Source organism: Rhizobium sp. SU303 (assembly GCF_021052345.1).
In the GTDB taxonomy this organism is placed as follows: Bacteria; Pseudomonadota; Alphaproteobacteria; order Rhizobiales; family Rhizobiaceae; genus Rhizobium; species Rhizobium laguerreae.
The window spans coordinates 1,406,741-1,432,884 of sequence record NZ_CP088095.1; the positions used below are offsets into that span (position 1 = coordinate 1,406,741).

The 26,144-nt window shown below is 60.5% G+C and carries 24 protein-coding genes, 3 tRNA genes and 1 riboswitch; of the genes, 22 read left to right on the top strand and 5 right to left on the bottom strand.

Translation table 11 applies throughout. The features are described 5' to 3' along the window. Positions 1-7: 7 nt before the first annotated feature. On the bottom strand, positions 8-1,261 hold the full coding sequence (locus tag RlegSU303_RS07020) for a sensor domain-containing diguanylate cyclase (protein ID WP_017959925.1): 1,254 nt from the start codon (positions 1,259-1,261) through the stop codon (positions 8-10). Between the two features lie 435 nt (positions 1,262-1,696). Between RlegSU303_RS07020 and clpP the strand changes: the two genes are divergently transcribed. From clpP to RlegSU303_RS07050, 6 genes are all read left to right on the top strand, one after another. Beyond that, positions 1,697-2,332 (top strand): ATP-dependent Clp endopeptidase proteolytic subunit ClpP, encoded by a 636-nt coding sequence (gene clpP / locus RlegSU303_RS07025; protein ID WP_017959926.1) that lies wholly within the window; start codon positions 1,697-1,699, stop codon positions 2,330-2,332. Positions 2,333-2,628: 296 nt separating this feature from the next. After that, positions 2,629-3,906, top strand: coding sequence for an ATP-dependent Clp protease ATP-binding subunit ClpX (clpX, locus tag RlegSU303_RS07030; RefSeq protein ID WP_003547337.1), 1,278 nt, complete (start codon positions 2,629-2,631; stop codon positions 3,904-3,906). Positions 3,907-4,308: 402 nt separating this feature from the next. Next, a complete protein-coding gene (gene lon / locus RlegSU303_RS07035; protein WP_017959927.1) occupies positions 4,309-6,726 on the top strand; it encodes an endopeptidase La in 2,418 nt (805 codons plus the stop codon). 206 nt (positions 6,727-6,932) lie between these two features. Beyond that, positions 6,933-7,208: a DNA-binding protein HupB gene (gene hupB, locus RlegSU303_RS07040; protein ID WP_231283606.1), complete on the top strand. Its 276-nt coding sequence runs from the start codon at positions 6,933-6,935 to the stop codon at positions 7,206-7,208. A 235-nt stretch (positions 7,209-7,443) separates the two neighbouring features. Beyond that, positions 7,444-7,597, top strand: a riboswitch (FMN riboswitch). A gap of 83 nt (positions 7,598-7,680) precedes the next feature. After that, complete coding sequence (gene ribN / locus RlegSU303_RS07045) at positions 7,681-8,589, top strand: riboflavin transporter RibN (protein ID WP_432431676.1); 909 nt, start codon at positions 7,681-7,683, stop codon at positions 8,587-8,589. A gap of 83 nt (positions 8,590-8,672) precedes the next feature. Further along, a complete protein-coding gene (locus RlegSU303_RS07050; protein WP_231283607.1) occupies positions 8,673-10,883 on the top strand; it encodes an esterase-like activity of phytase family protein in 2,211 nt (736 codons plus the stop codon). 89 nt (positions 10,884-10,972) lie between these two features. Here the strand turns inward: RlegSU303_RS07050 and RlegSU303_RS07055 are convergent, their stop codons facing one another. Then, complete coding sequence (locus RlegSU303_RS07055) at positions 10,973-11,959, bottom strand: aldo/keto reductase (protein ID WP_131630118.1); 987 nt, start codon at positions 11,957-11,959, stop codon at positions 10,973-10,975. A gap of 236 nt (positions 11,960-12,195) precedes the next feature. Here RlegSU303_RS07055 and RlegSU303_RS07060 point away from each other — a divergent pair, with 236 nt between their 5' ends. Further along, positions 12,196-12,597 carry a (R)-mandelonitrile lyase gene (locus RlegSU303_RS07060; protein ID WP_029872851.1) on the top strand — a complete coding sequence of 134 codons (402 nt, stop codon included), beginning with the start codon at positions 12,196-12,198 and terminating at the stop codon, positions 12,595-12,597. Positions 12,598-12,706: 109 nt separating this feature from the next. Here the strand turns inward: RlegSU303_RS07060 and RlegSU303_RS07065 are convergent, their stop codons facing one another. Further along, a complete protein-coding gene (locus tag RlegSU303_RS07065) occupies positions 12,707-13,312 on the bottom strand; it encodes a class I SAM-dependent methyltransferase (RefSeq protein WP_011651366.1) in 606 nt (201 codons plus the stop codon). Positions 13,313-13,476: 164 nt separating this feature from the next. Between RlegSU303_RS07065 and RlegSU303_RS07070 the strand changes: the two genes are divergently transcribed. Beyond that, the gene (locus RlegSU303_RS07070) at positions 13,477-13,830 is read left to right on the top strand and encodes a hypothetical protein (RefSeq protein WP_027665360.1); all 354 of its coding nucleotides are present in this window, start codon (positions 13,477-13,479) and stop codon (positions 13,828-13,830) included. Positions 13,831-13,962: 132 nt separating this feature from the next. After that, the gene (locus RlegSU303_RS07075; RefSeq protein ID WP_065279569.1) at positions 13,963-14,511 is read left to right on the top strand and encodes a glutathione peroxidase; all 549 of its coding nucleotides are present in this window, start codon (positions 13,963-13,965) and stop codon (positions 14,509-14,511) included. A gap of 50 nt (positions 14,512-14,561) precedes the next feature. Here RlegSU303_RS07075 and RlegSU303_RS07080 read toward each other — a convergent pair whose 3' ends face one another. Together RlegSU303_RS07080 and RlegSU303_RS07085 are read right to left on the bottom strand one after the other, a co-directional pair. Then, entirely contained in the window at positions 14,562-14,960 is a 399-nt protein-coding gene (locus RlegSU303_RS07080; protein WP_094086267.1) for a hypothetical protein, read from the bottom strand. Positions 14,961-15,060: 100 nt separating this feature from the next. Beyond that, positions 15,061-15,136: transfer RNA gene (locus RlegSU303_RS07085), tRNA-Val, on the bottom strand. A gap of 404 nt (positions 15,137-15,540) precedes the next feature. Between RlegSU303_RS07085 and RlegSU303_RS07090 the strand changes: the two genes are divergently transcribed. From RlegSU303_RS07090 to nuoH, 13 genes are all read left to right on the top strand, one after another. Then, positions 15,541-15,617: transfer RNA gene (locus RlegSU303_RS07090), tRNA-Asp, on the top strand. A gap of 84 nt (positions 15,618-15,701) precedes the next feature. Further along, positions 15,702-15,778, top strand: a tRNA-Asp gene (locus tag RlegSU303_RS07095). Between the two features lie 246 nt (positions 15,779-16,024). Beyond that, positions 16,025-16,390 (top strand): NADH-quinone oxidoreductase subunit A, encoded by a 366-nt coding sequence (locus RlegSU303_RS07100; protein ID WP_010055493.1) that lies wholly within the window; start codon positions 16,025-16,027, stop codon positions 16,388-16,390. Beyond that, positions 16,381-16,965 carry a NuoB/complex I 20 kDa subunit family protein gene (locus RlegSU303_RS07105; RefSeq protein WP_003547368.1) on the top strand — a complete coding sequence of 195 codons (585 nt, stop codon included), beginning with the start codon at positions 16,381-16,383 and terminating at the stop codon, positions 16,963-16,965. Before RlegSU303_RS07100 ends, RlegSU303_RS07105 begins: the two co-directional genes overlap by 10 nt. A gap of 18 nt (positions 16,966-16,983) precedes the next feature. Further along, on the top strand, positions 16,984-17,586 hold the full coding sequence (locus RlegSU303_RS07110) for an NADH-quinone oxidoreductase subunit C (protein WP_094086266.1): 603 nt from the start codon (positions 16,984-16,986) through the stop codon (positions 17,584-17,586). Positions 17,587-17,626: 40 nt separating this feature from the next. After that, complete coding sequence (locus RlegSU303_RS07115; RefSeq protein ID WP_151519404.1) at positions 17,627-18,010, top strand: four helix bundle protein; 384 nt, start codon at positions 17,627-17,629, stop codon at positions 18,008-18,010. Positions 18,011-18,071: 61 nt separating this feature from the next. Further along, the gene (locus RlegSU303_RS07120; protein ID WP_018069465.1) at positions 18,072-19,262 is read left to right on the top strand and encodes an NADH-quinone oxidoreductase subunit D; all 1,191 of its coding nucleotides are present in this window, start codon (positions 18,072-18,074) and stop codon (positions 19,260-19,262) included. Then, positions 19,262-19,534, top strand: a complete 273-nt coding sequence (locus tag RlegSU303_RS07125) for a hypothetical protein (protein ID WP_025394095.1) — start codon at positions 19,262-19,264, stop codon at positions 19,532-19,534. The genes RlegSU303_RS07120 and RlegSU303_RS07125 overlap by 1 nt, the downstream gene beginning before the upstream one ends. A gap of 16 nt (positions 19,535-19,550) precedes the next feature. Then, a complete protein-coding gene (locus RlegSU303_RS07130) occupies positions 19,551-20,717 on the top strand; it encodes an NADH-quinone oxidoreductase subunit E (RefSeq protein WP_131622280.1) in 1,167 nt (388 codons plus the stop codon). A 10-nt stretch (positions 20,718-20,727) separates the two neighbouring features. Then, the gene (gene nuoF / locus RlegSU303_RS07135; RefSeq protein WP_003558451.1) at positions 20,728-22,032 is read left to right on the top strand and encodes an NADH-quinone oxidoreductase subunit NuoF; all 1,305 of its coding nucleotides are present in this window, start codon (positions 20,728-20,730) and stop codon (positions 22,030-22,032) included. Between the two features lie 2 nt (positions 22,033-22,034). Beyond that, on the top strand, positions 22,035-22,751 hold the full coding sequence (locus RlegSU303_RS07140) for a 5' DNA nuclease (RefSeq protein ID WP_131644739.1): 717 nt from the start codon (positions 22,035-22,037) through the stop codon (positions 22,749-22,751). Positions 22,752-22,969: 218 nt separating this feature from the next. After that, on the top strand, positions 22,970-25,051 hold the full coding sequence (nuoG, locus tag RlegSU303_RS07145) for an NADH-quinone oxidoreductase subunit NuoG (RefSeq protein WP_231283608.1): 2,082 nt from the start codon (positions 22,970-22,972) through the stop codon (positions 25,049-25,051). A gap of 12 nt (positions 25,052-25,063) precedes the next feature. Then, entirely contained in the window at positions 25,064-26,107 is a 1,044-nt protein-coding gene (nuoH, locus tag RlegSU303_RS07150; protein ID WP_017959942.1) for an NADH-quinone oxidoreductase subunit NuoH, read from the top strand. The last annotated feature ends 37 nt before the right edge of the window (positions 26,108-26,144 follow it).

A 26,144-nucleotide genomic window follows, 5' to 3' on the forward strand; every position in this document is an offset into this window, starting at 1 on the left:
TCCCGGACTACCCGGCCCGTGACAGGGTACCCATGCGTCGCAGCGCTTCGACCTGGTCGTCGACCGTTGGCACGAGTTCGCCGGCAGTGCTGCTCGGCGTGGCTGGTGCAGGGGCTGCGGCCTCCGCTTCGCCGAAGGTGACCGTGCAGTTGCGCCCCGCGGCCTTTGCCGCATAAAGCGCCCGGTCGGCGGCCGAGATCAGCTTGTCGATATTGGCTTCGATCGAGGAGGCGAGCGCGATGCCGATGCTGACGGTGACCGGAACGATCGCTTCGCCGGTGCTGACGGGAAGGCGGCAGAATTCAGTGCGGATCGCTTCGGCGATCGCCTCGGCTTCCGTCTGGTCCGCGACGGCGGCGAATGCGGCGAATTCTTCGCCGCCCATACGGCCGAAGATGTTGTTCGGAATGTACTGGCGGGCCATGCGCGCGAAGGCGGTCAGCACGGCATCGCCGGACTGGTGGCCGTAACGGTCGTTGACGCGCTTGAAATGGTCGAGATCGAAGAGAATGACCGCGACCTGGCGCTGCTCGTTATGAGCTCTTTCCTGGATGCCGTCGAAATAGCCGAGCAGGCCGCGGCGGTTGAGCACGCCGGTCAGCGAGTCGGTCAGGGTGAGCGCACGCAGGTGTCGTTCGGAGCGTTCCATGATCAGCCGGCAGGTGAACGCGAAAGCGATGGTCAGCAGGAAGGCGGTGGCCATGGCGGAAGCGCCGCCGAGATTCGTCGCCTCGACATCGCTTGGCATTGTCAGCGTCATCGTCAGCGCCGAGCCGAAGCACAGGCAGCCCTGGAGGACGAACACACCCATCAGCTTGATGCGGGTCCGCTCGCGGCGCATGTCGCCGGCGGCGACCGCCATGGCGAGTGCCGTCGCACCCGTCGCCGAAGCAAGGTTGTAGAGCACGACCCGGTTTGAATAATCGCTGTTGACCCAGGGCAGGAAGACCCCGGCGAGCCAGATTGCCGGCGGCAGCAGTGCCCACCATTCTATCCGCTTGCGGTCGAGTGCGAGAAAACCAGCCACCCAGGCGCTCTGGCCGAGCAGGGCGATGGCATTGCCCGCCTCTATGGAAAGCACGCTGGGGATTTCGCCGCGCAACGCGACCATCGCAAAGCCAATGCCGGTCAGCAGGAAGCCCAAGCCCCAGTAGAGATAGGCCTCGTTCCTGACGTTGTGGCGCCAGGCGACGAACAGCACCAAAGCGAGCGTCATGGCCTCGGAACACCAGATGGCGAGACCTGTAGCAATATTGAACACGGCAGCGACCCCTTGTCTGTCCGCTCACATCCTTGCCGATGAAGCTCGCCACTTCCTTAATGTCGCTGCGCTGCGGCATTGTTTTCGGCCGATATCTGCCGGTAGGCTTTCCGTTGGGTAAACGAGTATGAGCACGGTCGAATAGAGTAAGCCTTCCTTCATCCTGTCTTGGAGAAAAGCGGGGGAGACCGTAGCAAGGGCTCGCCGTTAACAAGCGTTTGAGGGAAAGAGGCTCAATGCATGTCGCCCGGAAGTGTGCAGCGGTTCCGGGATGACGACATGCATGAAAAGAAGGAGCTTAGCCGCCTTGCCCCGCCTTCTTAACGTTATCCTCATGCGTGTCTTGAAGAGGAGGGCCGGGACACTCTATGTAGGGGTAAGAGATTTTTCTTTGATTCCCGGCGCCGGCCGGCGAGACGTTGACAAAGGACGCACATGAGAAACCCAGTCGATACCGCAATGGCCCTCGTTCCGATGGTCGTGGAACAGACCAACCGCGGTGAACGCTCCTACGACATTTATTCCCGCCTGTTAAAGGAACGCATCATCTTCCTGACAGGTGCTGTCGAGGACCATATGGCGACGCTCGTCTGCGCCCAGCTGCTCTTCCTCGAGGCGGAAAACCCGAAGAAGGAAATCGCCCTCTACATCAATTCACCCGGTGGCGTCGTCACCGCCGGCATGGCGATCTACGATACGATGCAGTTCATCAAGCCCGCGGTCTCGACGCTCTGCATCGGCCAGGCCGCATCCATGGGCTCGCTGCTTCTCGCAGCCGGCCACAAGGACATGCGCTTTGCCACGCCGAATTCACGCATCATGGTGCACCAGCCCTCGGGCGGCTTCCAGGGCCAGGCTTCGGACATCGAGCGTCATGCCCGCGACATCCTCAAGATGAAGCGCCGCCTGAACGAGGTCTACGTCAAGCACACGGGCCGGACCTACGAGGAAGTTGAAAAGACGCTCGATCGTGACCATTTCATGGATGCGGACGAAGCCCAGAGCTGGGGCGTGATCGACAAGGTTCTGACGTCGCGCCTCGAAATGGAAGGCGAGCAGGCTAGTAATTAATAGGGATGGTGTTTTCCTCGCCACAGTTCTATCCCATTTGTGATTGAACAAGGGCTTTCATCCGGCGACGAAGACGCTAATAGTAACTATTAATGCTATGTTGAATTTTTATGACATAGCATTCGGCATTCGAAGGGGAATTCGTTGCCGCCGGGGCCAGGACATGATTGGTTGGGCCCGGTTCGTAGCCCCTGAAGCCCTTCTCGGCAAAGGCTCCGGAAACGGAGTGCCGCCAGGAGCTGATAGAGTGGACCGCGATTTCGCCTTGAAATGCGGCGTGCTGGAAGGAAAGTGATATGAGCAAGGTCAGCGGCAGCAACGGCGGCGACTCCAAGAACACTCTTTATTGTTCGTTCTGCGGAAAGAGCCAGCACGAAGTCCGGAAACTGATTGCCGGACCGACCGTCTTCATCTGCGATGAATGCGTCGAATTGTGCATGGACATCATCCGTGAGGAAAACAAGTCCTCGATGGTCAAGTCCCGCGACGGCGTTCCGACGCCCCAGGACATCATCAAGGTCCTCGACGAATATGTCATCGGCCAGCGGCAGGCGAAGAAGATCCTGTCGGTTGCCGTTCACAACCATTACAAGCGCCTGGCGCACGCCTCCAAGAACGGCGAAGTCGAGCTGGCGAAGTCGAACATCATGCTCGTCGGTCCCACCGGCTGCGGCAAAACCTATCTTGCCCAGACGCTTGCCCGCATCATCGACGTTCCCTTCACCATGGCTGACGCGACGACGCTGACCGAGGCCGGTTATGTCGGCGAGGATGTCGAAAACATCATCCTGAAGCTGCTGCAGTCGGCCGACTACAACGTCGAGCGTGCACAGCGCGGCATCGTCTACATCGACGAAGTCGACAAGATTTCGCGCAAGTCCGACAACCCGTCGATTACCCGTGACGTCTCGGGCGAGGGCGTGCAGCAGGCGCTGCTGAAGATCATGGAAGGCACGGTCGCTTCCGTTCCGCCGCAGGGCGGCCGCAAGCACCCGCAGCAGGAATTCCTGCAGGTCGACACGACGAACATCCTGTTCATCTGCGGCGGCGCTTTTGCCGGCCTCGACAAGATCATCTCTGCCCGTGGCGAGAAGACCTCGATCGGCTTTGGCGCTAGCGTCAAGTCGCAGGATGACCGCCGCGTCGGCGAGGTTCTGCGCGAACTGGAGCCTGAAGATCTGGTCAAGTTCGGCCTGATCCCTGAGTTCATCGGCCGCTTGCCGGTTCTGGCGACGCTCGAGGATCTCGATGAGGACGCGCTGATCCAGATCCTGTCCGAGCCGAAGAACGCGTTGATCAAGCAGTATCAGCGCCTGTTCGAGATGGAAGACGTGGAACTGAACTTCCACGAGGACGCTCTTCGCGAAATCGCCCGTAAGGCGATCGTGCGCAAGACCGGCGCCCGCGGCCTTCGCTCGATCATGGAGAAGATCCTGCTCGACACGATGTTCGAACTGCCGACGCTGGAAGGCGTGCGCGAGGTCGTCATCTCCGAGGAAGTGGTGCGCGGTTCGGCGCGTCCGCTTTACATCTATGCCGACCGGCAGGAAGAAAAGGCCAACGCTTCGGCGTGACCTTGTGACTTTCGCACCATTATTTTGAGGGGCTTGCCATAGGCGGGCCCCTTTCTATTTGAAAAACCATACGAGGCGCTGTTAGTATTTACCCGTGGGAACCGAAATTGCCTTTGCCGATGTTGCGCAAGGGATCGTGCTTGGCAATGATGCAATGTTTCCGTAAGCCTCTTGCTGACGTTTGTATTTTAGCCGGGTCGGAAGTGGTAAGCGCCGGTCCAGCCACGCGCTTCATAGTGTTGGCGTTCCGTTGTAATAAAGCTGTCACATCCGAGGGACGCGGGCGTTAGCATGGCTTGAAAAGCGTAGTTAGAACCTCCACTTGTAGCAACAAGTGAGTGCCGGCCGGTCCCAAGCGGCCGTGCAGAGAGCCCGGCAACGGGACGATGGAAAGGACATAAAATGACGAAGAAAACGTCTGTAGCGAGCAGCACTGCCTACCCTGTTCTGCCCCTGCGCGACATCGTGGTTTTCCCGCATATGATCGTGCCGCTGTTCGTCGGACGGGAAAAATCGATCCGTGCGCTCGAAGAGGTCATGGGTTCCGACAAGCAGATCATGCTGGTGACGCAGATCAACGCCAGCGACGACGATCCGGATCCTTCCGCGATCCACAATGTCGGCACCGTGGCGAACGTGCTGCAGCTCTTGAAGCTGCCCGACGGTACCGTGAAGGTTCTCGTCGAAGGCCGCGCCCGCGCCGAGATCGACACCTATACCAGCCGCGAGGATTTCTATGAGGCGCTCGGCCATGTGCTCGAGGAGCCGCATGACGATCCGGTCGAACTGGAAGCCTTGTCGCGTTCGGTCGTCTCCGAATTCGAGAGCTACGTGAAGCTCAACAAGAAGATTTCGCCCGAAGTGGTCGGCGCCGCCAGCCAGATCGACGACTATTCCAAGCTCGCCGATACGGTCGCGTCGCATCTGTCGATCAAGATCACCGAGAAGCAGGAGATGCTGGAGACCACCAGCGTCAAGCAGCGCCTCGAAAAGGCCCTCGGCTTCATGGAAGGCGAGATCTCGGTCCTGCAGGTCGAAAAGCGCATCCGCTCGCGCGTCAAGCGCCAGATGGAGAAGACCCAGCGCGAGTATTACCTCAATGAACAGATGAAGGCGATCCAGAAGGAACTCGGCGACGGCGAGGAAGGCCGCGACGAGATGAGCGAACTGGAAGAGCGCATCTCCAAGACAAAGCTGTCCAAGGAAGCCCGTGAAAAGGCCGATGCGGAGCTGAAGAAGCTGCGCCAGATGAGCCCGATGTCGGCGGAAGCCACCGTCGTGCGCAATTATCTGGACTGGCTGCTCGGCATTCCCTGGGGCAAGAAGTCGAAGATCAAGGCGGATCTCAACAATGCCGAGAAGATCCTCGAAGCCGATCACTTCGGTCTCGACAAGGTCAAGGAGCGCATCGTCGAATATCTGGCCGTGCAGGCCCGTGCCACCAAGATCAAGGGCCCGATCCTCTGCCTCGTCGGTCCTCCGGGCGTCGGCAAGACCTCGCTCGCCCAGTCGATCGCCAAGGCGACCGGCCGTGAGTATGTCCGCATGGCGCTTGGCGGCGTTCGCGACGAAGCCGAAATCCGCGGTCACCGCCGCACCTATATCGGCTCGATGCCCGGCAAGGTCATCCAGTCGATGAAGAAGGCGAAGAAGTCCAACCCGCTCTTCCTGCTCGACGAGATCGACAAGCTCGGCCAGGACTATCGCGGCGATCCGTCCTCGGCCCTGCTCGAAGTGCTCGATCCGGCCCAGAACATGACCTTCATGGACCACTATCTGGAAGTCGAATACGACCTGTCGGATGTGATGTTCATCACGACGGCGAATACGCTGAATATTCCAGCGCCTCTGATGGACCGCATGGAGATCATCCGTATCGCCGGCTACACCGAGGATGAAAAGCGCGAAATCGCCAAGCGGCACCTGCTGCCTAAGGCCATCAAGGAACATGCGTTGCAGCCGGAAGAATTCTCGGTCAGCGACGACGCCCTGATGGCGATCAGCCAGCAGTACACCCGCGAAGCCGGCGTCCGCAACTTCGAACGCGAATTGATGAAACTCGCCCGCAAGGCGGTCACCGAGATCATCAAGGGTAAGACGAAGGCCGTTCATGTGACGGCGGCGAACATCTCCGACTATCTGGGCGTCCCGCGCTTCCGCCATGGCGAAGCCGAGGGCGAGGATCAGGTCGGCGTCGTGACCGGCCTTGCCTGGACGGAAGTCGGTGGCGAGCTGCTGACCATCGAAGGCGTGATGATGCCGGGCAAGGGCCGCATGACGGTCACCGGCAATCTGAAGGAAGTCATGAAGGAATCGATCTCGGCAGCGGCCTCCTATGTCCGCTCGCGCGCTGTCGATTTCGGCATCGAGCCGCCGCGCTTCGACAAGAGCGACATCCACGTGCACGTGCCGGAAGGCGCGACGCCGAAGGATGGCCCCTCGGCCGGCGTCGCCATGGCAACCGCGATCGTCTCGATCATGACCGGGATCCCGGTGGACAGGCATGTGGCCATGACCGGTGAAATCACCCTTCGCGGCCGTGTGCTGCCGATCGGCGGTCTCAAGGAAAAGTTGCTCGCAGCGCTTCGCGGCGGCATCAAGAAGGTGCTGATTCCGGAGGAAAACGCCAAGGACCTGGCGGAGATTCCTGATAACGTGAAGAACAACATGGAGATCATCCCGGTATCCCGCATGGGCGAGGTGATCAAGCATGCGCTGATCCGGCGGCCGGAGCCGATCGAATGGGACGGCACGGTGGAAACGCCGGTCATCGCAACGGTCGAAGGCCTCGATGAGACAGGCGCAACCATAGCGCATTGAGTGGCCTTTGCCACATTTATGCCCCATTGGGACAAAACACGCAAAAAGGCTGGCGGAAACGCCAGCCTTTTTTGTGAAAACGTCATGTAGACGCTTGCTTTTCCTTGATTTGCAGGGCTTTTGGGTTTTCGGCGGGCCTGATGAAACCTATTCTGCGCCTAGCTTACTTTTGAGTCGTTTCATACCATTTAGAAAGGGGTGGAAACATGAACAAGAATGAACTCGTGTCCGCAGTAGCCGAAAAGGCAGGACTGACGAAGTCTGACGCGGCTTCCGCTGTTGACGCGGTTTTTGACGTTGTCCAGGCTGAACTCAAGAAGAAGGGCGACATCCGCCTCGCGGGTTTCGGCAGCTTCACCGTTTCTCATCGTGCCGCATCGAAGGGCCGTAACCCGTCGACGGGCGCTGAAGTCGACATTCCGGCTCGCAACGTTCCGAAATTCACGCCCGGCAAGGGCCTGAAGGACGCCGTCAACGGCTGATCTGAGATTATCCACCAGCCGGAAACGAGACCGGCTGTGCAGGATTTGAGAGGGGTTCGGCTTTGCCGGACCCCTTTTGCGTTAGGGCATGATGCCGAAAAGTGTGAGCGGTTTTCGGACGACATCATGCTCTACTTTTTGATTTAGATTCGGATTCAGATTTTAGGCCGATCCGGCCTAAAATCATCAGGATCTAGAGCACTCTTGCCGCCGCGCGGGCTTTGATCTACGACGTTTCTGTTCTCAGGGCGGGGTGAAACTCCCCACCGGCGGTAAGGGTTTCGGCTCGAGCCCGCGAGCGCCTTTCCTCGTGCCAAGCGGGGGAGGGGTCAGCAGATCCGGTGCGATTCCGGAGCCGACGGTTAAAGTCCGGATGGAAGAGAATGAGCGTCGGCCGTGCGAAGGGCAGGGGTTGCCCTGCGCCGCTTGGTCGGAGTTCATGCGTCCTGATTTATGTTGGTCCCTTTTATGGATGAAAGACATGAATCAGACTTCCCTTGCAGTCGAGCCATCCCGCGCCCTTGTCGGCGCCCTCTGGATGGTGCTTGCCGGCATTGCCTTTTCGCTTCTAAACGTCGTCACCCAATGGCTGACGATGAAGCTAGGCTTTCCCTCGGCGTCGGCAGCGTTTTGGCAATATGGCTTCGCCTTCCTGTTTTCGCTGCCGCTCCTGAAGAGGCTCGGTCTCGCAGCAATGCGCACGCGCTATCCCTGGCGCCACCTCGCGCGCGTCGCGCTTGCCGCGCTCGGCGTCGAGGCCTGGGTCGCCGGCCTGTCCGTAGTGCCGATCTGGCAGGCGATCGCACTGGTGATGACCTCGCCCTTCTTCATCATTCTGGGTGCCCGCCTTTTTCTGGGTGAGCGCGTCGGCCCGGCCCGCTGGGCAGCTACGGCGGCCGGCTTCACCGGAGCGATGATCATTCTGCAGCCATGGTCTGATGGTTTTGGCTGGGCGGCTCTCTTGCCGGTGCTTTCGGCGCTGCTGTGGGGCGCCTCGTCGCTGATCACCAAGAGCCTGACGGGCATCGAACGGCCGGAGACGATCACCGTCTGGCTGCTCGTTCTGCTGACGCCGATAAATGGCGGGTTGGCGCTTGCGGCGGGCTTTGCAGTGCCGACAGGCGCAACCCTTGCCCTGTTCCTGCTGGCGGGGCTGCTGACTGCCGTAGCGCAGTATTTCCTGACGCTCGCCTATGCTGCAGCGGATGCCGCCTACGTCCAGCCGTTCGACGATCTGAAGCTGCCGTTGAACGTGCTGGCCGGTTGGCTGTTCTTTGGCTATGCGCCGGCGGGTTACCTCTGGGTGGGAGCGGCTCTCATCCTGTCTGCTTCGCTGTTCATCATGCGAAACGAGATGCGCAGGGAGCGCAAACCAGCCTGACATGATCTGACGCAAAATGCCGCATCTGTCATGCCTCTGTCATGCCGCTCCCGCAGAAAACTCCTGTTTCGAATGTTCGACACATGGGGGATTTCATGACCATTTCATCGCGCAAGGCAGCTCTTGCTGCCGTGCTTCTTACATCCGTTGCCTTTCCGGCCGCGGCCGAGCCGGTTTTCAACCGCATCGCGTCCTTCCCGGTCGCAGAGAACCTGCCTGTTGATAAGGACAAGCTTTCGGTGAGCTCCGCCGAAATCATCACCGCGACCGACGACGGCAACACGCTGATCTATAGTGACAGCCCGCTTGGCGCGATCGGCTTTATCGACATTACAGATGCCAAGGCCCCGAAGGCCGGCGGCGCGCTGATGATGGACGGCGAGCCGACTTCGGTCACCTCGAGCGCCGGCAAGGCGCTCGTTGCCGTCAACACCTCCGAAAGCAAGGCGAAGCCCTCGGGCCGTCTGGCGATCGTCGACGTGGCGAGCAAGAAGATCGAAAGCACGTGCGATCTCGACGGTCAGCCGGATTCGATCGCCCTCAACAAGGACAAAACGCTCGGCGCCATAGCGATCGAAAACGAGCGCGACGAAGACGTCAATGACGGCAAGATCCCGCAGATGCCGGCCGGCGACCTCGTCGTCTTCCAGGTCAAGAACGGCACCGTCGATTGCGGCACCATCAAGCACGTGGCGCTGACCGGGCTTACCGGCGTCGCCCCGGAGGATCCGGAGCCGGAATTCGTCGCCTTCAACAGCCTGAACGAGATTGCCCTGACGCTGCAGGAAAACAACGAGATCGTCATCATCGACGCCAACACGGCTGAAGTGAAGACGCATTTCTCCGCCGGCAGCGTCGATCTCACCGGTATTGACACCAAGCGTGACGGTGCCCTGAAATTCTCAGGCGAAGCCAAAGGCGTGCTGCGCGAGCCCGACGCCGTGAAGTGGCTGGACGACAACCGCCTCGTCGTCGCCAATGAAGGCGACTACCAGGGCGGCTCGCGCGGCTTCACCATCTTCGACAAGACGGGCAAGCTTCTCTACGAATCGGGCGCCTCCTTCGAACGCGCCGTCGCCCATATCGGCCACTATCCGGAAAGCCGCTCGGGATCGAAGGGCGTCGAGCCGGAAGGCCTCGAAGCCGCCAAGTTCGGCGACATCAAGTATTTCTTCCTGCTCGCAGAGCGCGCCTCGGTGGTCGGCGTCTATAAGGATACCGGCGCTGATCCCGAACTCGTCCAGCTGCTGCCATCAGGCATTTCGCCGGAAGGCGCGATCGCCATTCCCGCCCGCAATCTCTTTGCGACCGCCAACGAGGTCGATCTCGGCAAGGACGGCGGCACGCGCTCGCATGTGATGATCTACGAGCGCTCGGAAGGCGAGAAGGCCTATCCGCAGATCGTCTCCGCTGAAAAGGACGGCAACCCGATCGGCTTCGCAGCCCTTTCGGGTCTCGCCGCGGTTCCCGGCAAGCCGGGCATGCTCTATGCCGTCAGCGACAGTGTTCTCGGTTCGCAGCCGACCATCTATACGATCGACGCCAGCAAGAAGCCGGCCGTCATCACCGACGCCCTCGTCGTCAAGCGTGACGGCGCCCCGGCCCAGAAGCTCGACATCGAAGGCATCGCGGCTGCCGCCGGCGGCTCCTTCTGGCTCGCCTCGGAAGGCTACAGCGAGCGTCTCGTCCCGCACGCACTCTACAACGTCAACGCCAAGGGCGACATCAAGGCCGAGATCGCCCTGCCGAAGGAGCTCGTCGCCAACGAAATCCGCTACGGCTTCGAAGGCGTGACCATTGTCGGCACCGGCGACGACACCACGCTCTGGATGGCGGTCCAGCGTGAGTGGAGCGACGACGAGAAGGGCTTCGTCAAGCTCGTCTCCTACAATCCGAAGAAGAAGGAATGGGGTGCCGTTCGCTATCCGCTCGACAAGACGGAAAGCGGCTGGGTCGGCCTGTCCGAGATCTCGGCACAGGGCGACAGTGTCTACATCATCGAGCGCGACAACCTCGTCGGCGATGCCGCCAGGCTGAAGAAGCTTTACAAGGTGGCGATATCGGAGCTGAAGCCCGCCAAGCTCGGCGGCGAGCTGCCGGTCGTCAAGAAGACCCAAGCCCATGACTTCCTCGGTGAGCTGAAGTCTGCCACCAACGGCTATGTGCTGGACAAGCTCGAAGGCTTCACTTTCGACGCGTCGGGCAAGCCCTACGCGGTCACCGACAATGACGGCGTCAGCGACTCCTCCGGCGAGACCCTGTTCTTCCCGGTCGACCTGACCGCCACGAACTGAGCTTCTGATAGTTACACGACAGAAAAATGGCCGGGCGACAACCCGGCCATTTTGCCTTTCGGCCATTTGCATTTTAGAATATCGATGGCCTACCAGCGCTGGTGCACATGCGGCGCGATCAGCCGCTCATAGATCTCGCGCGTTGCCGCCATGACATCGGCTGACAGCGGCGCAAGGTCGGCGGCAGCCGCGTTGGCCCTGGCCTGCTCGGCATTGCGGGCGCCGGGGATGACGACGGTGACAGCGTCGCTCATCAGAATCCAGCGGAGCGCGAAGGCAGCCATCGTCGTGCCCTCGGGCACCAGCTTGCGCACCTCTTCCACCGCCTGCAGGCCGACCTCGAAGGGAACGCCGGCAAAGGTCTCGCCGACATCGAAGGCCTCGCCGTTGCGGTTGAAATTGCGGTGGTCGTCGCTGGCAAAATGTGTGTCCCGGGTGATCTTGCCGGAGAGAAGACCGCTGGCGAGCGGCACACGGGCGATGATCGCCACATTCCTGCGGCGCGCTTCCTGGAAGAAGAGGTGGTCGGGGCGCTGGCGGAAGATGTTGTAGATGATCTGGATGCTGACGACGCCGGGATATTCGATCGCCTTCAGCCCGTCTTCGACCTTTTCGACGCTGACGCCGTAACCCTTGATCTTGCCGGCCTTCTGCAGCGCGTTCAGGCTCTCGAAGATCTCAGGCTGGTAAAGCGCGTCGCGCGGCGGGCAGTGGAGCTGCACGAGGTCGAGGCTGTCGACGGCAAGATTCGTCAGGCTGCGGTCGATAAAGCCTTCGAGATTAGCCTTTGTGTAGCCTTCGGCGACATGCGGGTTGAGGCGGCGCCCCGCCTTGGTGGCGACCATCGGGCGGGCGCCGCCGCGCGTCTTCAGCACGTCGGCGATGATCTTTTCCGAGCGGCCGTCGCCATAGACATCGGCCGTATCGATGAATGTCATGCCGGCATCGAGTGCGGCATTCAGCGCCGCGCGTCCGTCGGCCTCGCTGATATCGCCCCAGGAGCCGCCGATCTGCCAGGCGCCGAAGCCGACATTGGTGACGGTGAAGGGCATCCGGCCGAAAGCATGGTGTTTCATGAAAAATCCTCCCTACTGCATGTCGCCCGGACGTGTACGGGAACAACGGCATGCATAAAAACAAAGAGCCAAAGCGCGTCGCATGATTCAAGCAAGATGCGACGCGCTGATGAAAGACACTGGCACTATCAGCCGTGTGACTTTGCGGCAATTGTCGATCCGGCTTTGATTGGTCGCCCCGATGAAATATCGTTCTGCTACAAGGCTTCAACCGTATGGATGGAAAAGGAAAGATCATGGAGATCAAACCCGTCGGCTCTCGCCCCTCGACAAAGCCACCGGCCGACTATTTCACCGGCGCCGTTCGCCAGGATCCGCTGATGGAAACACCGGCGCCGGCACGGGCGAGGGCGGTCTCCGTCACCTTCGAACCCGGTGCCCGCACCGCCTGGCATACGCATCCGCTCGGCCAGACTCTGATCGTGACATCAGGCAAGGGCCTCGCTCAGAGTTGGGGTGGGGACATCCGCGAGATCCGTGCCGGCGATACCGTCTGGTTCGCGCCGGGCGAAAAACATTGGCACGGTGCTGCCCCGGATACGGCGATGACGCACATCGCCATTCATGAGGCGCTGGACGGCAATCACGTCGACTGGATGGAAAAGGTCAGCGACGAGCAATATTCCGGCCAAGCGTAAAGCATGTCACGCAAAAGTCTGCAGCGGTTTTGCGGTAAAGACATGCGCGAAACCAAAGACCTAAAGCGCGTGAAGCGAATCTGAAAGATCGCGCCGCGCTTTAGACTGATCAGAGCCGCTTCAGGCAATAGGAAAAATGCGCGTGTGATTCGACCGTCAGGAACTCGAATTGCCAGCCGTAATCCTTGCAGAATTTGGTAACCGCCTCGACGACGCCGTAGACGATCGGCTTGACCGTATTGCCGGTGCAGAAATCATGCCCGGCAATACGCCCCGTCCGCTTCACCTTTTTTTCGCAGAGCAGGAGTTCCTGCCAGGTGAGCTCGAAGGAATGATCGGTATCGATATAGGCCCAGTCGAGGAAATCGTCCTCGAATTCGGCAAGCTTCTCGAGCGATGTGCCCTGCATCAGGTGCAGCCGGCCGGCCTCGATCTCGGCCGCGAAATTCGTGTGGATCGAGTCGAGCCCGGAACTGTAGCGATCCATCGACCAGGGATCGATGAGATAGAGCTGTGCCGGTCGGTTCTTTTCCAGGATCTCCGCCGTATATTCGCCAAAGGCCGCTCCCACCTCGACGCCAATGCCGCCGTTCGGAATCCGGTAGAGCAGCTCGCCCCGATCCGGCAGCAGCCGGGCGTTTTCCATATGATGGGCGCTGAGCGGGGTGCGCGGCATGCTCGCCCGGAGCGCCTGCCTTTCTTCACGTGTCTTCATCTTGATCTCGGGATTGCGGGCGACTGACGGCCCTGATGCGGTTTGACGGGAAGGTAGGAGCAGCCGGCACCGATGACAACCGCATGACAGGAATTTGCTTCTTTCGAACAAACCGCTAAGTTCCATCTGTGAACTGACGAAAAAGCCTCGGGAGGAGCGATTTCATGAGACGCATGTGGCCTGAAGAATTCAACGCCATCATCAGCGGAGCTGAGGAGGTGGTGTTGGAAACACCAGCCGAGGCCGGCGAAGCGCCGCTGCAGCGCAAGGCGCTGAAGGCGCGAATCACCATGCAGGATTACGAGCGGATCTGGCCGCTCGCCGAGATGCGCTTCCGGCTTGGCGAAAGAGATGGCAAGGCCATTACGCTGATCACCACCAACCCCCACTATCATCCCTGGCATCCGAAGGACGGCGGTAGCGTCGATTCTGTGTCGGACAGTGGCCGCCATTACAAGACGGATTATCTCGTCGTGCACTTCCTGCTCGACGACGTGAAGGAAACGTCTCCCGCCTGAGGTGCTGAGGCCCGGTGCGGCCGGAAGCCGCACCGGCGTCCTGTGGAAGCCAAGTTGATCCCGACGCTGATGACAACAGCGGCGATATCGCTAAGCTTGGCGAAACATATCCTTACAAAATTGGAGGTTCCCGTGACGGGTAATGTACTGGATATCCCGGTCAAGACTGTGGATGGTCGTCAAATGACGCTCAACGAATACAAGGGCAGGGTGATTCTGATCGTTAACGTCGCCTCGAAATGCGGGCTAACCCCGCAGTATGACGGGCTGGAAAAGCTCTATGGGGAAAAGCGCGAGCGCGGCTTCGTCATCGCCGCCTTTCCCGCCAACGACTTCAAGGGCCAGGAGCCCGGCACCGACGCCGAGATCCTCGATTTCTGCACCAGCACCTACGACGTCACCTTCCCGATCTTCTCGAAGATCTCGGTCAAGGGCGAGGCCCAGCACCCGCTTTACCGGCAGCTGACCAAGTCGGGTGTCGCGACGACGGGTGACGGACCAATGCGCGAACGCCTGAAATCCCATGGCATGACAGGCGGCGATGAGGACGATATCCTCTGGAATTTCGAAAAATTCCTGATCGGCCGCGACGGCAAAGTCGTTGCCCGATTCGCGCCCGATGTGACGGCCGACGATTCGCGGCTGGTTTCGGCGGTGGAGAAGGAATTGGCGAAGGCATGAATTGGAGGGTATGCGCGCGGCAAGGCATGCCCATCACCCCAAACACATGGTCACATCTGCGTTAGAGAAAATGAGAAGGCGCATCGGGCGCCGCTCATAAATGAAACGCGGTTTTGGAAAAACGAAAACGTATATTCATCGCCGCTTTGACCGCTGTCTTTGAAAGATGCGGGGAATCGGCTGATTGTGCTTAAGACGCCGCGCTGGCTGGTTTTCTTGATTTCCAGGCTGCAGGCTGAATTGTCTGCATCGACCGAAAAATTAATCGGCAGATCTGACGGCATTCTCAGGAGATAGGTCCTGGCTTCACGCGCCGGGGTTTCCCCCGAGGTCGTCATCGTCTGGTCCCCGGCAGACAGGAAAACCTCGAGTGCCGGCTCTTTGGCAATGCACGGCGGCGCAGCCACGCCTGCGAGAAGCAGCGTAGAGATGAAGGCAACGGTTTTCATGAGGTGTCTCCTGACAAAACACCTTGCGCAGATACTGGCCGGATTAGCGAGCTAATTCGGAAGCCTAATCTGATGAACAAGCAGCAGGAATGTTTGGAAATGGTGGGCGATGACGGACTCGAACCGCCGACATCCTCGGTGTAAACGAGGCGCTCTACCAACTGAGCTAATCGCCCATCGCAAACGAAGCCGGATCGGCCTGTCGCGTTGGTGGCCGTGATCTATGCGGATCGCGGCAAAACCGCAAGAGTGTTTGTGAAGATTTTTTGATTTTTTTGGTGGTGGTCCCGTGTCTGGCAATGCCGCTCAGGCCCGGCGCGGGTGTAAAAAAGTGAGGGGCGGGCGGCGGGCATGTCCGTTTCGAAGGCACTGTGTCGGCACCTGAGCACCGCCGCGGAAGACGGAAGTGCCGGCTTTTGTTCGTCTGGCACCCGACCCACCGAAACAATTCGCGGACTGTCATGGTTTTGTCTCCAAACCTGCTTGACACTAAAAGGCGAACCCCGTAGTTAGCCGCTCATCGAAACGGGCAGCCGTTTTGGAGAGGGTGCGAAGGCATCCGGACTGCTTGAAATGAATTGCGGGTGTAGCTCAGTTGGTTAGAGTGCCGGCCTGTCACGCCGGAGGTCGCGGGTTCGAGCCCCGTCACTCGCGCCATTTCAAGTCTTGTAAAACGCAAATGCGATTTGTCGTTTGTCCGGTTCTCTTTATCCTCGCGGCCGCAAAATGGCCGATCAATGCGCGGGTGTAGCTCAGTCGGTTAGAGTGCCGGCCTGTCACGCCGGAGGTCGCGGGTTCGAGCCCCGTCACTCGCGCCATTTCTTCCGAAAGCTATGCAGTTTCCAGTGGTCAGGCATGCAGGTTCAAACGGCTTGCACGGATTTGTCGCGACATCGTTGCATCTGCTTGATAATGTCCGCGCGACACGCGTCGAATTGCCTCTGTAAAAGTCTTGCGCCGGGGCCTCGGCTGCGCTAACCACGGCTTGTTGCAACGCACGTTCGCTTGCCGGGCATTTGCCCAAATGCGCCGCCTGGCGTCACCGGCAAGCAGGGATGAACATGATGACTGAACTGCTCAGTTCTTATATTCCGATCGCTATCTTCATTGCTATTGCGCTCGTTATCGGCCTGGCGCTGCTCATTGCGCCGTTCGCCGTGGCTTTCAAAGCGCCCGATTCGGAAAAGCTCTCGGCTTACGAATGCGGCTTCAACGCTTTCGACGACGCCCGCATGAAGTTCGACATCCGCTTCTACCTCGTGTCGATCCTCTTCATCATCTTCGACCTCGAAGTCGCCTTCCTCTTCCCCTGGGCCGTCTCCTTCGGCGCCATTGGCTGGTTCGGCTTCTGGTCCATGATGGTCTTCCTTCTCGTGCTGACCATCGGCTTTATCTATGAATGGAAGAAGGGAGCCCTGGAATGGGAGTAGCCCCTGTGAGCAATCAGCCGCTCGTCGCACAGCAGCCGAAGGGGATCATCGATCCCTCGACCGGCAAGCCGATCGGCAGCAACGACCCATTTTTCGGTGAGATCAATAACGAGCTCGCCGACAAGGGTTTTCTCGTCACCTCGACCGATGAGCTGATCAACTGGGCCCGCACGGGCTCGCTGATGTGGATGACCTTCGGTCTTGCCTGCTGCGCCGTCGAAATGATGCAGCTGTCGATGCCGCGCTACGATGTCGAGCGCTTCGGTTTTGCACCGCGCGCTTCGCCGCGCCAGTCCGACGTGATGATCGTCGCCGGCACGCTGACCAACAAGATGGCGCCGGCGCTGCGCAAGGTCTATGACCAGATGCCCGAGCCGCGTTATGTCATCTCGATGGGCTCCTGCGCCAATGGTGGCGGCTATTATCACTATTCCTATTCGGTGGTGCGCGGCTGTGACCGCATCGTGCCGATCGACATCTACGTGCCGGGCTGTCCCCCCACGGCAGAGGCGCTGCTTTACGGCGTGCTTCTGCTGCAGAAGAAGATCCGGCGTACCGGCACGATCGAACGCTAAGGGTTAAGGACAAGGCATATGAGTGAAGCCCTGACTGAGCTTGCGTCCTACCTTGGCGAAGCGCGCGGCAACCTGATCGCCGCATCGCAGATGAAGTATGGCGAGCTGACGCTGACGACGACCGGCGAAAACCTGGTCGCGCTTCTGACTTTCCTGCGCGACGACTCCAAATGCGGTTTCGTCAACCTGATCGATATTTGCGGGGTCGACTGGCCGCAGCGCGAGCTGCGTTTCGACGTCGTCTACCACCTGCTGTCGCCGAAGAAGAACCTGCGCATCCGCATCAAGGTCGCAACGGATGAAGATACGCCGGTTCCGTCCGCCTGCCCGGTCTATCCCGGCGCCGACTGGTTCGAGCGCGAGACCTGGGACATGTACGGCGTGCTCTTCACCGGCCATCCGGATCTGCGCCGCATCCTGACCGACTACGGCTTCGAAGGCCATCCGCTGCGCAAGGATTTCCCGACCACTGGTTTCGTCGAGGTTCGCTACGACGACGCGGCAAAGCGCGTCGTTTACGAGCCGGTCGAGCTGAAGCAGGAATTCCGCAACTTCGACTTTATGTCGCCTTGGGAAGGCACGGAGTATGTGCTGCCTGGGGATGAAAAGGCGAAGCAGTGAGTAGTGAATAGTCGGTAGTGAGTAGCGGGCAGATATCCGGGTGACGAACGGGAAAATCACTTCCTACCGTGACTTGAAAGTCTGGCAATTTGCTATCGAGCTGTCTGTTGTTTGTTATGAGGTGACGAGAACCTTCCCGCGGGAAGAGATTTATGGGTTGACCAGCCAGATTAGACGATCTTCTGCTTCCGTGGCCGCGAATATCGCGAAGGGCTATGGAAGAGAAAATCGAGGCTCGTTCGCCCAATTTCTCAAGATCGCTCAGGGCTCGTTGAAAGAATTGGAGACGCATTTGATCATCGCCGGACGAATTGGCTTTCTTCAAGCCTCGGCCTTGGACGAATTGCTCGACCGATGCGACGAAATTGGAAAGATGCTGGGATCGCTTATTCGAAGCGTTCAGCACCGGAAAGCTGATGAATAGTGAACGGTCGAAACTAATCACTACTCACTAGCCACTACTCACTCTAAGCGAGTTGATCGCCATGACCGAACATAACGTCCGCAACTTCAACATCAACTTCGGACCACAGCATCCGGCGGCGCACGGCGTTCTTCGTCTTGTCCTGGAGCTTGACGGCGAAATTGTGGAGCGGGTCGATCCGCATATCGGCCTTTTGCATCGCGGCACCGAGAAGCTGATCGAGACCAAGACCTATCTTCAGGCCGTGCCCTATTTCGATCGCCTCGACTACGTCGCGCCGATGAACCAGGAGCATGCCTATGCGATGGCCGTCGAAAAGCTGCTCGGCATCGAGATCCCGATTCGTGGCCAGCTGATCCGCGTTCTCTATTCGGAAATCGGCCGCATCCTTTCGCACCTCCTGAACGTCACGACGCAGGCCATGGACGTTGGCGCGCTGACGCCGCCGCTCTGGGGCTTCGAAGAGCGTGAAAAGCTGATGGTGTTCTACGAGCGCGCCAGCGGCTCACGCATGCATGCCGCTTATATCCGTCCGGGCGGCGTCCACCAGGATCTGCCCGAACAGCTCGTGCAGGATATCGGCGCCTGGTGCGATCCGTTCCTGAAGGCGCTCGACGACATCGACAACCTGTTGACCGGCAACCGCATCTTCAAGCAGCGCAACGTCGATATCGGCGTCGTCTCGCTGGAGGAATGCTGGGCCTGGGGCTTTTCCGGCGTCATGGTGCGTGGTTCGGGTGCGGCCTGGGATCTGCGTCGCGCCCAGCCCTATGAATGTTATTCCGATCTCGAATTCGACATCCCGATCGGCAAGAATGGCGACAACTACGACCGTTATCTGATCCGTATGATCGAGATGCGCGAATCGGTCCGTATCATGAAGCAATGCGTCAACCGTCTGCTCTCTGATGCCAAGACCGGTCCTTTCTCGTCGATCGACGGCAAGGTCGTGCCGCCGAAGCGCGGCGAGATGAAGCGCTCGATGGAAGCGCTGATCCACCACTTCAAACTCTATACCGAAGGCTACCATGTGCCGGCCGGCGAGGTTTACGCCGCCGTCGAGGCGCCGAAAGGCGAATTCGGCGTCTATCTCGTCTCCGACGGCACCAATAGGCCCTATCGCTGCAAGATCCGCGCCCCCGGTTATGCCCATCTGCAGGCGATGGACTTCATGTGCCGCGGCCATCAGCTTGCCGACGTCGCGGCCGTCCTCGGCTCGCTCGACATCGTCTTCGGCGAGGTGGACCGCTGATGCAGCTTCTGCCGCTGGCCGTCGCAATCCTTCTTTCGGCATCCGGGGTTTCGGCTCAGGAGTCCGATAGCCTCGGCACGCCGCTGGGCCACAAGGAAGAGACGCCGCCGGCGCAGCAATCGTCCATGGGCGAGCTTTTGTCCAAGGGCTATCAGATCAAGGCTGCCATTCCGAACGGCAGCAAATTCGTAGTGTTTATGCAAAAAGACCAGTCGGCCTATGCCTGCGAAATGCAGTCTTTGACCGCTTCGCGGTGTGGAACCCTAAACTGACAAGGCGTGAGAAAGAATGTCCGTTCGTCGATTAGCCGAAGATCAATTCCAGCCTGCCGCATTCGCCTTCAGCGATGAGAATGCGGTCTGGGCGGACAAGACGATCCAGAAATACCCCGCCGGCCGCCAGCAATCGGCGGTCATCCCGCTGTTGATGCGGGCGCAGGAGCAGGACGGCTGGGTCACGCGCGCGGCGATCGAAAAGATCGCCGACATGCTTGATATGGCCTATATCCGCGTGCTTGAGGTCGCGACCTTCTATACGCAGTTCCAGCTGCATCCGGTCGGCACCCGCGCCCATGTCCAGGTCTGCGGCACCACGCCCTGCATGCTGCGCGGCTCGGAAGCGCTGATGTCGGTCTGCAAGAGCAAGATCCATGCCCATGCCTTCGAGCGCAATGCCGAAGGCACGCTGTCCTGGGAAGAGGTCGAATGTCTCGGGGCCTGCGTCAATGCGCCGATGGTGATGATCGGCAAGGACACTTATGAGGACCTGACGCCCGCGCGTCTCGAAGAGATCATCGACGTCTTTGCCGCCGGCAATGGCGCCAGCATCAAGCCCGGCACCCAGATCGACCGGGTGTTTTCGGCGCCTGAAGGCGGCCTGACCTCGCTGACGACCGAAGAGCCGAAGGCAAGGACGCGCGCCAAGAAGGCCGATGCCGAAACCGTGTCGGCCCCAGTCGACCGCGCTCCGGTTCCGCCCTCCGAGGCCGCCCGCCCGAAGAGCACCGATGCAGAGACCAATGCTGCCCTGAAGACGCCGGCAACGGCGCCGAAGGCAGCTGCGAAAAACGCCAAGGCGGCCGAGCAGCAGCCGATATCAGGCACTGCGGCCGCCGAACCGGCGCCGAAAGCGGCCGTAAAGGCTGAGGCTGCTCCGGCGGCAAGGCCTGCCCTGACCGACAAGAACCGTCCGTCCGGCATCGAAAAGCCCGCCGCACCGGATGATCTGAAGATGATCTCGGGTGTCGGACCGAAAATCGAGGCGACGTTGAACGAAATCGGCATCTTCACCTTCGCGCAGGTCGCGTCCTGGAAGAAGGCCGAACGCGAATGGGTCGACGGCTATCTGAATTTCCGCGGTCGCATCGAGCGCGACGACTGGGTCAAGCAGGCCAAGGCGCTCGCCAAGGGCGGGGAAGCGGAATATATCAAGGTCTTCGGCAAGAAGCCGCGGTAAGAGGTGAAGCATGTTACAAGATAAAGACCGCATCTTTACCAACATCTACGGCCTCAAGGACAAGTCCCTGAAGGGCGCGATGAGCCGCGGCCACTGGGACGGCACCAAGCAGATCCTCGAAAAGGGCCGTGACTGGATCATCAACGAGATGAAGGCGTCAGGCCTTCGCGGCCGCGGCGGCGCAGGCTTCCCGACAGGCCTCAAATGGTCCTTCATGCCGAAGGAAAGCGACGGCCGACCGCATTACCTCGTCGTCAACGCCGACGAATCGGAGCCCGGCACCTGCAAGGACCGCGACATCATGCGCCACGATCCGCATACGCTGATCGAAGGCTGCGTCGTCGCGAGCTTCGCGATGGGTGCCAATGCGGCTTATATCTATGTGCGCGGCGAATATATTCGCGAGCGCGAGGCGCTGCAGGCGGCAATCGACGAATGCTATGATTACGGCCTGCTCGGCAAGAACAACAAGCTCGGCTGGGACATGGACATCTTCGTCCATCACGGCGCCGGCGCCTATATTTGCGGCGAGGAAACCGCGCTGCTTGAAAGCCTCGAAGGCAAGAAGGGCCAGCCGCGTCTGAAGCCGCCGTTCCCGGCCAATATGGGCCTCTACGGCTGCCCGACGACGGTCAATAACGTCGAATCGATCGCTGTTGCGCCGACGATCCTGCGCCGCGGCGCCGGCTGGTTCTCGGCCATCGGCCGTCCGAACAATGTCGGCACCAAGCTGTTCATGCTCTCCGGCCACGTCAATAAGCCGTGCACGGTCGAAGAAGAAATGGGCATCACCTTCCGCGAACTGGTCGACCGCCATGCCGGCGGCATCCGCGGCGGCTGGGACAACCTGCTTGCCGTCATTCCGGGCGGGGCATCCTGCCCGATCGTTCCGGCCAAGGACATCATCGATTGCCCGATGGATTTCGACGGCCTGCGCGGCGTCGGCTCTTCCTTCGGTACGGCGGCCGCGATCGTCATGGACAAGTCCACCGACGTCATCAAGGCGATCGCCCGTATCTCCGCCTTCTTCAAGCATGAGAGCTGCGGCCAGTGCACGCCCTGCCGCGAAGGCACGGGCTGGATGTGGCGCGTGATGGAGCGCATGGCCAAGGGCAATGCTCAGAAGCGCGAAATCGACATGCTGTTCCAGGTGACGAAGCAGATCGAAGGCCACACCATCTGCGCGCTCGGCGACGCCGCCGCATGGCCGGTGCAGGGTCTGATCCGTAACTTCCGTCCCGAGATCGAAAAGCGCATCGACCAGTATACGGCGAGCGCGCTTGATCACGGCGCGGTTCTGGAGGCGGCTGAATAATCATGGCGGACAATGCATCCAAGGGTAGGAAAAACGAAGAAGCCGCCGATTTCGCGGCGGGTTTCGGCCGTCTTGCTGCCGAGATGCTGGAAAATGCCCGGGCGATGCCGGTGCATCCGCTGATGGCGCATCCAGCTGCAGCCTTTGCCGCCGCAACGGCGATCGGCTTCGGTTTCTCGACCCAGATGGCAGGCGCCTTCTTCGGGGCCTTCCAGAGTGCCCTGGAAACCACCAGCAAGGTCGCTGCCGCCCTCGATGACACGCCGCCGGACGAACTGAAGCCCGATGTCGATATCCGGCCGGAGAATATTCGCCCGGTCGTGAAGGCGTTCACCAAGCCACCGGCCGCGCAGAAGGCAGGACCGAAACTGACGGTTGTCAAGCCGGTCGGCGAGCCGACGCCAGTAAGCCAAGCGAAGCCAGTCAGCCAGGCGAAGCCAGCCCGCCAAGCGAAGGCCAGCGAGCCAAAGCCGGCCGTGAAGGCAAAACCGGTTGCGCGGGGGAAGACCGACGACCTCAAGCTGATCGCCGGCATCGGCCCGAAGCTGGAGCAGGTACTGAACGCCAAGGGCATTCGCAGCTTCGCCGAGATCGCTGCCTGGACCGACGAGGAAATCGCCCGGCTCGACGCCGAGCTCGGCTTTAACGGCCGCATCGGCCGTGACGATTGGACCGGCCAGGCGAAAGTTCTGGCAGGACGGGGCCGTAGAAAGAAATGAACTGTCCGGCCGTGTCAATCGGCCGGAAAGATGGGCAGGTCGGCGGACGGGCGGGGGCCTCAGGATGCCGGTGCGGGTTCCGGATCTGGAACGCGCGACAGAGAATTTGGGCGACATCAGATGTCGGCAGGACGAAAGATCCGGCTTGGCAACGAGAGTGCTGCAAAAATAGGTTTGTTTGCCGTCATCAGGCAAACGGGAAACAGGACTGAGCGACGATGGCAAAACTGAAGATTGACGGCAACGAGATCGAAGTTCCGGATCATTACACGCTGTTGCAGGCGTGCGAGGATGCCGGTGCCGAGGTTCCGCGCTTCTGCTTCCATGAGCGCCTGTCGGTTGCCGGCAATTGCCGCATGTGCCTTGTCGAGGTGAAGGGCGGACCGCCGAAGCCGCAGGCTTCCTGCGCCATGAGCGTGCGCGATATCCGCGGCGGCCCGAACGGCGAACTGCCTGAGGTCTTCACCAACACCCCGATGGTCAAGAAGGCCCGCGAAGGCGTGATGGAATTCCTGCTGATCAACCATCCGCTCGATTGCCCGATCTGCGACCAGGGCGGCGAATGCGACCTGCAGGACCAGGCGATGGCCTTCGGCATCGACACCTCGCGCTATCAGGAAGACAAGCGCGCCGTCGAGGACAAGTATATCGGCCCGCTCGTCAAGACGGTGATGAACCGCTGCATCCACTGCACGCGCTGCGTCCGCTTCACCACCGAGGTCGCCGGAATTTCCGAACTCGGCCTGATCGGCCGCGGCGAGGATGCCGAGATCACCACCTATCTCGAGCAGGCGATGACCTCCGAGCTGCAGGGCAACGTCGTTGACCTTTGCCCGGTCGGCGCGCTGACCTCGAAGCCCTTCGCCTTCACCGCGCGCCCGTGGGAATTGAACAAGACTGAATCGATCGACGTCATGGATGCCGTCGGTTCGGCGATCCGCGTCGACACCCGCGGCCGTGAGGTCATGCGCATCCTGCCGCGCGTCAATGAGGCGATCAACGAGGAGTGGATCTCCGACAAGAGCCGCTTCATCTGGGACGGCCTGAAGACCCAGCGCCTCGACCGGCCCTATGTCCGCCGCGACGGCCGCCTGCAGCCCGCCACCTGGGCCGAAGCCTTCGGCGCCATCAAGGCCGCCGTCGGCGCCACCTCGGGCGACAAGATCGGCGCTGTCGCCGGCGACCTCGCTTCCGTCGAGGAAATGTATGCACTCTCCGAACTGGTGAAATCGCTGGGGTCGGTCAATCTCGACTGTCGCCAGGACGGGGCGGCACTCGATCCGTCGCTCGGCCGTGCAAGCTATCTCTTCAACCCGACCATATCGGGCATCGACCAGGCCGACGCGCTGTTGATCATCGGCGCCAATCCGCGCTTCGAAGCAGCCATCCTCAACGCCCGCATCCGCAAGCGCTGGCGCCGCGGCAAGTTCCCGATCGGCGTGATCGGCGAGCCGGGTGAACTGCGCTACAGCTATGATTACCTCGGCGGCGGTCCGGACACGCTGAAGGATCTGATCGACGGTACCCACGCCTTCGCGGATGTGCTGAAGAATGCCGCCAAGCCGATGATCATCATCGGCCAGGGCGCGCTCTCGCGCACCGACGGCGCCGGCGTTCTCGCCAGTGCTGCCAAACTCGCCGGCTCGGTAGGCGCGGTTGCCGAAGGCTGGAACGGTTTTGCCGTCCTCCATATCGCAGCGTCGCGCGTCGGCGGCCTCGACCTCGGCTTCGTGCCGGGCGCCAAGGGCGTCAATGCCGCCGAGATGCTGACGGCGATGGACGTGCTCTTCCTGCTCGGTGCAGACGAACTCGACTTCACTGCCAAGAAGGCCAAGCTCACCGTCTATATCGGCTCGCATGGCGATAACGGCGCGCATCATGCCGACGTCATCCTGCCGGCGGCAGCCTATACCGAAAAGTCCGGCACCTGGGTCAACACCGAAGGCCGCGTCCAGATGGGCAACCGCGCAGGTTTTGCGCCGGGTGACGCTCGCGAGGACTGGGCGATCATCCGTGCGCTTTCCGACGTGCTCGGCAAGAAGCTTCCCTTCGATTCGCTCAGCGAATTGCGTGTCCGGCTTTATGCCGCTTTCCCGCATTTCGCCGCCATCGACGAGATCGCTGAAACCGATAGCGCCCAAATTGCCGCAGTTGCGAAAAAAGCCGGCAAGATGAACAAATCCGGGTTTGCGTCGCCGGTGAAAGACTTCTATTTGACGAACCCGATAGCGCGTGCCTCGGCTGTCATGGCGGAGTGCTCGGCATTGGCCCGCAACAACTTCAAAGTCGCGGCAGAGTAAGGGCAGGGGACTATGGATTCTTTCTTTTCAAGCTATGTCTTGCCGGCGATCATCATGGTCGGCCAGTCGCTGCTGCTTCTCGTCTGCCTGCTCGTCTTCATCGCCTACGTGCTGCTCGCAGACCGCAAGATCTGGGCGGCCGTGCAGCTGCGCCGCGGCCCGAACGTCGTCGGTCCCTTCGGCCTGTTCCAGTCCTTCGCCGATCTTTTGAAGTTCGTCTTCAAGGAGCCGATCATTCCGGCCGGCGCCAACAAGGCGGTCTTCCTGCTTGCCCCGCTGGTGACGGTGCTTCTGGCGCTGTCGACCTGGGCGGTGGTGCCGCTGGCAGACGGATGGGTGATCGCCAACATCAATGTCGGCATCCTCTATATTTTCGCGATCTCCTCGCTCGAGGTTTACGGCATCATCATGGGTGGCTGGGCTTCGAACTCGAAGTATCCGTTCCTCGGCGCGTTGCGTTCGGCGGCGCAGATGGTCTCCTATGAAGTCTCGATCGGCTTCGTCATCGTCACCGTGCTTCTCTGCGTCGGCTCGCTGAACCTGACCGATATCGTCAATGCGCAGCATACCGGCCTCGGCACCATGCTCGGCCTGCCGGCGTCGTTCCTCGACTGGCACTGGCTGTCGCTCTTCCCGATGTTCATCATCTTCTTCATTTCGGCACTCGCCGAGACGAACCGTCCGCCCTTCGACCTTCCGGAAGCCGAATCGGAACTCGTCGCCGGCTTCATGGTCGAATACGGCTCCTCGCCATACATGATGTTCATGCTCGGCGAATATGCGGCCGTCTGCCTGATGTGCGCGCTGACGACGATCCTCTTCCTCGGCGGCTGGCTGCCCCCGGTCGATATCTGGATCCTCAACTGGGTCCCAGGCATCATCTGGTTCACGCTGAAGGCCTGCCTGGTGTTCTTCATGTTCGCGATGGTCAAGGCCTTCGTTCCGCGCTACCGCTACGACCAGCTCATGCGCCTCGGCTGGAAGGTCTTCCTGCCCCTGTCGCTCGCCATGGTCGTCATCGTTGCATTCGTGCTGAAACTGATGGGTTGGGCATGATGCTGCCCGCTCTCGTTTTCGGCAAAATTGGAGGTTG